The organism is Streptomyces colwelliae (genome assembly GCF_048158785.1).
Taxonomy (GTDB): domain Bacteria; phylum Actinomycetota; class Actinomycetes; order Streptomycetales; family Streptomycetaceae; genus Streptomyces.
In genome coordinates, this window is the sequence record NZ_JBLTJC010000422.1 from 1 (window position 1) to 8301 (window position 8301).

Consider the following 8301-nt stretch of genomic DNA (forward strand, 5'->3'; position numbering starts at 1 on the left):
CGGTAAACGAGGCGGACATGATCGCCAAGCGGGACCCCTCCACCTCCCGCAACCCGGTCTTCGCCACCGAACGCGAACTGCTCAAACTCGCCCTCCAGCGCCCCGACTTGGTCTCCCCGGCCTTCGACGCGTACGGCGTCGACGAGTTCACCGCCCCGCCCTACGCGGCCGTACGCGAGGCGATCATCGAGGCGGGCGGCGCCGAGTACGGCCTCCAGGACGCGCAGGACTACCTGGTCCGCGTCCGCGAGGCGGCACCTGACGACACGGTCCGCGCGATGGTCACGGAGCTGGCCGTCGAGGCGATCATGCGCCGCACGGTCGATGAGAACTACGCGGGCGAGCAGCTGGTCACCGTCCGCCGAAGAGCGGTGGTGCGCCGCATCGGCGACATCCAGGGCACGCTCACCCGCCTCGGCAGCCACGGCGACTCGGCCGAACTGGCCGCCGTACAGAACGAGTTGTGGGTACTTCAGCAGTACGACCAGGCACTCCAGGTGCACGGCGCCACAGCGCTCTGAGCACGTAGTCACGGACCGGACTCAAAAAGTCACCGCACGCCCCTCGTGGCGGCGATGTGTCGTACTCCACACTGGGTTCCGGTGCCTGAGTCCTCGGAGCGCGGCCGATCCGTTCCCAGCGGGTCCTTCACCCCCGCGGTTCCGCTCATCGAGTACGGGACGGATTGCGGCGAGGCCGCCCACTCCGCCCCTGAAGTACCGCTGCCGTACCCCCTGGCAGCGATCATCCTGGAGGTCGCCCCCGTGCAGACCCAGACCCTCGACCAGACCGAGACCAGCACGACGGACGGCGCGGAACCGGAAGCGGAGACCGATGTCCTCGCGACCGTCCCCCCGCAGAGCCGTGCCGCGCACCACCCCGAAATCGCGGACCCGGAGAGCCCGCCCGAGCTCGAAGAACCGACGGCCGAAGCGGTGGAGACCGCCGAGGCCCCCGAGCCCGCCGTACGGCCCCGCAGCCGGGTCGCCGCCGACAACGGCGCGCCCTCCTCGGACCTGTTCCGCCAGTACCTGCGCGAGATCGGCCGCATCCCGCTGCTCACCGCGGCCGAGGAGGTCGACCTCGCGCGCCGCGTCGAGGCCGGCCTGTTCGCCGAGGAGAAGCTCGGCGGCGCCACCGACCTGGACAGCCAACTCGCCCTGGACCTGGACAAGTTGGTCGTCATGGGCCGGATGGCCAAGCGCCGCCTGATCGAGGCTAACCTGAGGCTCGTCGTCTCCGTCGCCAAGCGGTACGTCGGGCGCGGGCTGACCATGCTCGACCTCGTCCAGGAGGGAAACCTCGGCCTGATCAGGGCAGTTGAGAAATTCGACTACGCCCGCGGCTACAAGTTCTCGACGTACGCGACCTGGTGGATCCGCCAGGCCATGTCCCGCGCCCTCGCCGACCAGGCCCGCACGATCCGCGTCCCGGTGCACGTCGTCGAACTCATCAACCGGGTCGTCCGCGTCCAGCGCCGGATGCTTCAGGAGCGCGGCTACGAGCCGACGCCGGAGGAGGTGGCCGACCATCTCGACCTCGCGCCGGAACGCGTCAGCGAGGTGCTGCGCCTTGCCCAGGAGCCGGTGTCGTTGCACGCGCCGGTGGGGGAGGAGGACGACGTCGCCCTCGGTGACCTGATCGAGGACGGCGATGCCACCAGCCCCGTGGAGTCGGCCGCGTTCATCCTCCTCAGGCAGCACCTGGAAGCGGTGCTGTCGACGCTCGGCGAGCGGGAGCGGAAGGTCGTACAGCTGCGGTACGGCTTGGCTGACGGGCGTCCACGAACGCTGGAGGAGATCGGCCGGATCTTTGGCGTAACCCGGGAACGGATACGGCAGATCGAGTCCAAGACGCTGAACAAGCTGCGGGATCATGCCTTTGCGGATCAGCTGAGGGGTTATCTGGATTGATCCCGGCTGCGGCCCGGTGGGGGCTGATCGCGCAGTTCCCCGCGCCCCTAAAAGCACCTCGGCTGGGGTCTTTTCAGGGGCGCGGGGAGCCCCTGAGAAAAGAACGGGGCGGGCCCGGCGTTTTTAGGGGCGCGGGGAACTGCGCGACCAGCCACGACGGGCGGTCAGCCGAAGAACGACCGTTAGTCCACCTCGGCCACCGCCTGCGCGAACTGTGCCTTGTACAGCCGCGCATACGCCCCGTCCGCCGCCAACAGCTGCGCGTGCCCGCCCTGTTCGACGATCGAGCCGTTCTCCATGACGAGGATCGTGTCCGCGTCCCGGATCGTGGAGAGCCGGTGCGCGATCACGAACGACGTACGGCCATGGGCGAGTTTGGCCATGGCCTTCTGGATCAACACCTCCGTACGGGTGTCCACCGACGACGTCGCCTCGTCGAGGACCAGGATCGTCGGGTCGGACAGGAACGCCCGCGCGATGGTGATGAGCTGCTTCTCACCGGCGCTGACCCCCGTGCCCTCGTCGTCGATGACCGTGTCGTAGCCGTCGGGCAGCGTACGGACGAACCGGTCGGCGTGCGCTGCCCGCGCCGCCTCCTCGATCTCGCCCCGGGTGACCTCGCGAGAGGCCCCGTACGCGATGTTGTCCGCGATGGAGCCGCCGAACAGCCAGGTGTCCTGGAGCACCATGCCGATGCCGGACCGGAGTTCGTCCCGGGACATCCGCGCGATGTCGACGCCGTCGAGGGTGATACGCCCGCCGGAGACCTCGTAGAACCGCATGAGGAGGTTGACGAGGGTGGTCTTGCCGGCGCCGGTCGGGCCGACGATCGCGACCGTGTGGCCCGGTTCCACCGTCAGCGAGAGGTCCTCGATGAGCGGCTTGTCGGGGTCGTAGCGGAAGGAGACGTGCTCCAGGGCGACGAGGCCGCGCAGTTCCTCGGGGCGTTCGCCCGGCATCGGGTCGGCCTTCTGCTCCTCGGCGTCGAGGAGTTCGAAGATCCGCTCGGCCGAGGCGACGCCGGACTGGACCAGGTTCGCCATCGACGCGACCTGGGTGAGAGGCATCGAGAACTGGCGCGAGTACTGGACGAAGGCCTGCACATCACCGATGGACAACGAACCGGACGCGACCCGCAGCCCGCCCACGACCGCGACCAGCACGTAGTTGAGGTTCGACACGAACATCATCAGCGGCTGCATGACCCCGCTGTTGAACTGCGCCTTGAAGCCCGCCTCGTACAACGCGTCGTTCTGTTCGGCGAACAGCTTCGCCGACTCGTCCTGGCGCCCGAACACCTTCACCAGGTTGTGCCCGGTGTACATCTCCTCGACGTGCGCGTTGAGCTTGCCCGTCGAGCGCCACTGCTGCACGAAGTGCGGCTGCGAGCGCTTGCCGATGCGGGTGGCGACGAGGAACGACAGCGGCACGGTCACCAGCGCGACCAGCGCCAGCAGCCACGACACCCAGAACATCATCGCGAGCACACCGATGATCGTGAGCAGCGAGTTGATCAGCTGGCCCATCGACTGCTGGAGCGTCTGGCCGATGTTGTCGATGTCGTTGGTCGCGCGTGAGAGCACCTCACCGCGCTGCCGCTTGTCGAAGTACGACAGCGGGAGCCGCGACATCTTCGTCTGCACGTCCTCGCGCAGCCGGAACATGGTCCGGTTGACCGCCCGGTTGACCATCCGGGTCGCCACCGCCATCAGGAGCCCGGCCACCAGGAACGTGCCCAGCGCGAGCAGCAGTACATGACCCACCGAGGTGAAGTCGATGCCCTTGCCCGGTGTGAAGTCCGTGCTCTTCAGCATGTCCGCGACCGAGCCCTGGCCCCGGTCGCGCATCGCCTGGAGGGCCTGCGCCTTGGTCGTCCCGGCCGGCATCTGCCGCCCGATGATGCCCGCGAAGACCAGGTCGGTGGCGTTGCCGAGGATCTTCGGCCCCACCACGTTCAGCCCGACGCTGATCACCACACACACCAGCAGGATGCCGATGGTCAGCCGCTCCGGCCTGAACTGGCCGATGAGCCGCTTGCCGGACACCTTGAAGTCCATCGAACGGGCGTCGGGGCCCGTCCCGGCCATCATCCGCCCCATGGGCCCGGCCATCAGGCAGCCTCCGCTTCCGTCAGCTGGGAGAGCACGATCTCCCGGTAAGTCTCGTTGTCCGCCATCAGTTCGTGATGGCGCCCCGTCCCCACAACCCGTCCCTCGTCGAGTACGACGATCCGGTCGGCGTCCCTGATCGTCGCGACCCGCTGCGCCACGATCACCACGGTCGCCTCGGCGGTCTCCTGCGAGAGCGCCGCCCGCAGCGCCGCGTCGGTCGCGTAGTCGAGGGCGGAGAAGGAGTCGTCGAAGAGGTAGATCTCCGGCCGCTGCACGAGTGTCCGGGCGATCGCGAGCCGCTGCCGCTGACCGCCGGAGACGTTTGTGCCGCCCTGCGAGATGGGGGAGTCCAGCCCGTTCTCCAGCCCCTCGACGAAGCCCTTGGCCTGCGCCACCTCCAGCGCGTGCCACAACTCCTCGTCGGTCGCGTCGGGATTGCCGTAGCGAAGGTTGGTCGCGACCGTGCCCGCGAAGAGGTACGGCTTCTGCGGGACCAGGCCGACCGTCTTGGCGAGCAGCACCGGGTCGATGGTCGACACGTCGACCCCGTCGACGAGGACCTCGCCGTCGGTCGCGTCAACCAGCCGCGGGACCAGACTCAGAAGGGTGGACTTTCCGCTGCCGGTCGAGCCGATCACGGCCGTCGTCTCGCCCGGGCGGGCCACCAGGTCGATGGACTTCAGCACGGGTTCCTCGGCGCCCGGGTAACAGAAGCCGACCCCGCGGACCTCCAGATGCCCGTGCCGGCGCAGCTCGAAGACGGGAGCCACCGGCGGCACGACACTGCTCTCGGTGTCGAGGACTTCCTCGATGCGCTCGGCACAGACCTCCGCGCGCGGCACCATCATGAACATGAAGGTGGCCATCATCACGGACATCACGATCTGCATCAGATAGGCGAGGAACGCCGTCAGATCGCCGATCTGCATCCCGCCGCTGGCGATCCGGTGCGCGCCGAACCACACGACCGCGATCGACGACAGGTTCACCGTCGTCATGACCACCGGGAACATCAGCGCGAGCAGGTTGCCGGACTTTAGCTGCATCTCGGTCAGATCGGAGTTGGCCTTCCGGAACCGGTCCTTCTCGTACTCGTCGCGGACGAAGGCGCGGATGACGCGGTTGCCGGTGATCTGCTCGCGCAACACCCGGTTCACCGCGTCCAGGCGCACCTGCATGGCCCGGAACAGCGGCCGCAGCCGCCGCACGATGATCGTCACGCAGATCGTCAGCGTCGGCACCACCGCGATCAGTACCCCGGACAGCGGCACGTCCAGACCGAGCGCCAGGATGATCCCGCCGACGCACATGATCGGCGCCGACACGAGCAGCGTGAACGTCATCAGGGCCAGCATCTGGACCTGCTGGACGTCATTGGTCGTCCGGGTGATCAGCGAGGGCGCGCCGAACTGCCCGACCTCGCGGGCCGAGAACGACTGCACCCGGTCGAAGATGGCACCCCGGATGTCCCGGCCGAGGGCCGCCGCGGTGCGCGCGCCGAAGTAGACGGCACCCGTGTTGCACACGACCTGGACCAGCGAGATCCCGATCATCAGGGCGCCGAACGACAGGATGTAACCGGTGTCACCCTTCACGACACCGTTGTCGATGATGTGCGCGTTGAGGGTGGGCAGGTAGAGGGTGGCGCAGGTCTGCAGGAACTGCAGCAGCACCAGCAGGGCGATGGGTTTCCTGTAGGGCCTGAGATAGGTCCGCAGAAGTCGTATGAGCACGCTGGGTCTCTCGGAGTCGGCGGGTGGAGGGCGGGCGGTGTGCCCCTCGCCCCCATCGTCGGACACTCCACCCGCGTTACCTCAACCGATTAAGCCAACAGCAGTGCCCTATGCGCCGTTATGCACCCTTGAGTGCCTTATTCATGTCGACGACCGCGCGTCCCTACGAGCGGAACGCGCCCGGATGGGTCTGTTCCCGTACGGACACGTACTGCTGCCGCACGGCCTGTCCTACGGCCAACTCGTCGCCCGGCTCGAAGACCTGGGCGACCGGTCCCTGCCAGGGCGGCGGGTTGCGCGGGTCGAGGGTGCCCTGGGAGACACCGAGCGCCCACGCGGCCTGCCGGGCGGCGCCGATCGCGGCGTAGTCGGCGGGCTGCGGTACGACGATCTGGGTCCCGAAGAGCGCGGGCGCCGCGGCCTGCACGGCGGGCAGCTCGGCGGCCGACCCGAGCAGGAAGAGCCGCCGTACGGCCACACCCCGCCCGCGCAGCACGTCCAGCGCGTCCGCGAGCCCGCACAGCATGCCCTCGAACGCGGCCCGCGCCAGATGCTCCGCCTTCATCGACTCCCGCCGCAGCCCGGCCAGCGTGCCGGCGGTGTGCGGGAGGTTGGGCGTCCGCTCACCTTCCAGATACGGCAGGAACACGAGCCCGTGCGCTCCCGGCGTCGACTTCATCGCCAGCTCGGACAGACTCTCCAGGTCGGACAGCCCGAGCAGTTCGGCGGCGCCGCGCAGGGTCCGTACGGCGTTGAGTGTGGTGACGACCGGCAGGTGCATCCCGGTCGCGTCGGCCAGCGAGGTGATCATCCCGCTCTGGTCGACGAGCGCCTCGTGGTGCACGGCCATCACGGACCCGGAAGCGCCGAGCGACACGACCGCGTCCCCGAACCCGATCCCGAGCCCGAAGGCGGCGGCCATGGTCTCGCCGGTACCGGCGGAGATCAGCAGCCCCTCCGGAGTCGTACCGGCCGCGTCGGAGGGACCGATCACGTCGGGCAGCATGGCCTGGTGGCCGAGGGCGAGTTCGACGAGATCGGGCCGGTAGCCGCCACTGGCGGCGGACCAGTACCCGGTCCCCGAGGCCCCGCCCCGGTCGGTCGTTCTCCGCACCGGCCGCCCGAGAAGCTGCCACACGAGCCAGTCATGAGCCTGGAGCAGCGCGGTCGTCCGCCGGGCGTTGTCGGGCTCGGTCCTGTTCAGCCAGCGGAGCTTGGTGACGGGCTGCGCGGCCTGCGGTACGGAACCCACCGCCTGCGCCCACGCCTCACGCCCGCCGAGCGCGTCGATCAGATCGGCCGCCGCGACCTGCGCCCGCTTGTCACCGCCGACCATCGCGGGCCGCACGGTGTTGCCCTGCGAGTCCAGCGGCACCAGGGCGTTCTGCTGTGCGGACACACCGATGGCCTGCACGCCTTCGAGCAGTCCCCCGCCGGCCGCCTCGCCCAGCGACAACAGCCAGGCCTGTGGATCGACATCGGAGGGCCGCCCGCCGCCCTCGGTCTCGGTTTCGACCGGATGCGGCGCATATCCCTGCCTGAGCACGGACCCCGTGTCCGTGTCGCAGACGACGATACGAGTGAAATCGGGCGAACTGTCCAACCCGGCGACTATCCCCATGGCGGAAATTCTGCCGTACGGCGGGAGGTGACGGCGCCGGGTCGGGACTCCCTAGGTGTTGCTGGTGCCCCAGTCGTCCTCGCCCGTACCGTTCGCGTTGCGCTCACGCAGGGACCGTACGCGCTGGGCCACCGAGTCGGGGACCCGGTCGCCGACCTTGTCACTGACCGCGTGGTACGCCTTGCCCGCGTACTGACGCCCCTGCTGCGCCGCCGTCTCGGCGGTGTTGCGGACGGCGGGGTTCTGCGCGACCTGACGCGCCGACTTCTTCAGCTGCTCGTAGCGCTCGCGTCCGGCCCGCGTGCCCAGCACGTAACCCAGAGCCAGTCCGACGACGAACGTGAGCTTGTAGCGCATGACGGCCATCCTTCCCTTGCGTAGGTCCCTCGCGGGTCTCCGGCGCGGCATCGGTGCCGGGGGAACCGATTGGCGGAGCACCCCCCTGCTTGCGCTAATGTATGTGTCGCAGCGAGCACACGCCCCCTGGCGAATACCCAGGGAGTCACGTTCGATGCAACGAGGCATTCCCCTGTAGCTCAATTGGCAGAGCAGCCGGCTGTTAACCGGCAGGTTACTGGTTCGAGTCCAGTCGGGGGAGCTTCGGTCTTCCGTAGCTCAATTGGCAGAGCAGCCGGCTGTTAACCGGCAGGTTACTGGTTCGAGTCCAGTCGGGAGAGCACAGTGAGGAAGCAGTGAAGAGGACCCCGTTGGGGTCCTTTTTCATGTCCCCCGGAACCGCTCGCGGCAGGCCGCAGTCCTCATGGTCGTGCGAAGTCGACCATCCGAAGCAGGAGATCGTATGAGCGGCTATGCTGCGGCAGACGGCGCGTACAAATGTGCGCGACGCGCCGTAATGGGGCGGTAGCTCAGCCGGTTAGAGCAGCGGACTCATAATCCGTCGGCCGTGGGTTCGAGTCCCACCC

The 8301-nt window shown here is 68.6% G+C and carries 6 protein-coding genes and 2 tRNA genes; 4 read left to right on the plus strand and 4 right to left on the minus strand.

The genetic code is table 11. The annotated features are described in order from the left end of the window. Window positions 1-521 (plus strand): DNA primase (dnaG, locus tag ACNFOC_RS46245; RefSeq protein ID WP_521986721.1); only part of this gene is annotated, 521 nt, incomplete at its 5' end. Between the two features lie 81 nt (window positions 522-602). Further along, window positions 603-1913: an RNA polymerase sigma factor gene (locus ACNFOC_RS46250; RefSeq protein WP_416965000.1), complete on the plus strand. Its 1311-nt coding sequence runs from the start codon at window positions 603-605 to the stop codon at window positions 1911-1913. A 182-nt stretch (window positions 1914-2095) separates the two neighbouring features. On the opposite strand, the gene ACNFOC_RS46255 is transcribed toward ACNFOC_RS46250, so the two are convergent. The 4 genes from ACNFOC_RS46255 to ACNFOC_RS46270 all read right to left on the minus strand — a co-directional run bounded on the left by ACNFOC_RS46255 (window position 2096) and on the right by ACNFOC_RS46270 (window position 7735). Next, entirely contained in the window at window positions 2096-4024 is a 1929-nt protein-coding gene (locus tag ACNFOC_RS46255; RefSeq protein WP_416965001.1) for an ABC transporter ATP-binding protein, read from the minus strand. Further along, window positions 4024-5757 (minus strand): ABC transporter ATP-binding protein, encoded by a 1734-nt coding sequence (locus tag ACNFOC_RS46260; protein WP_416965002.1) that lies wholly within the window; start codon window positions 5755-5757, stop codon window positions 4024-4026. The genes ACNFOC_RS46255 and ACNFOC_RS46260 overlap by 1 nt, the downstream gene beginning before the upstream one ends. A 163-nt stretch (window positions 5758-5920) precedes the next feature. Next, window positions 5921-7378 (minus strand): xylulokinase, encoded by a 1458-nt coding sequence (locus ACNFOC_RS46265; protein ID WP_416965003.1) that lies wholly within the window; start codon window positions 7376-7378, stop codon window positions 5921-5923. Between the two features lie 51 nt (window positions 7379-7429). After that, on the minus strand, window positions 7430-7735 hold the full coding sequence (locus ACNFOC_RS46270; protein ID WP_020684218.1) for a hypothetical protein: 306 nt from the start codon (window positions 7733-7735) through the stop codon (window positions 7430-7432). Between the two features lie 168 nt (window positions 7736-7903). Between ACNFOC_RS46270 and ACNFOC_RS46275 the strand changes: the two genes are divergently transcribed. Both ACNFOC_RS46275 and ACNFOC_RS46280 read left to right on the plus strand, forming a co-directional pair. Further along, window positions 7904-7976: transfer RNA gene (locus ACNFOC_RS46275), tRNA-Asn, on the plus strand. 6 nt (window positions 7977-7982) lie between these two features. Further along, window positions 7983-8055, plus strand: a tRNA-Asn gene (locus ACNFOC_RS46280). Window positions 8056-8301: the final 246 nt, after the last annotated feature.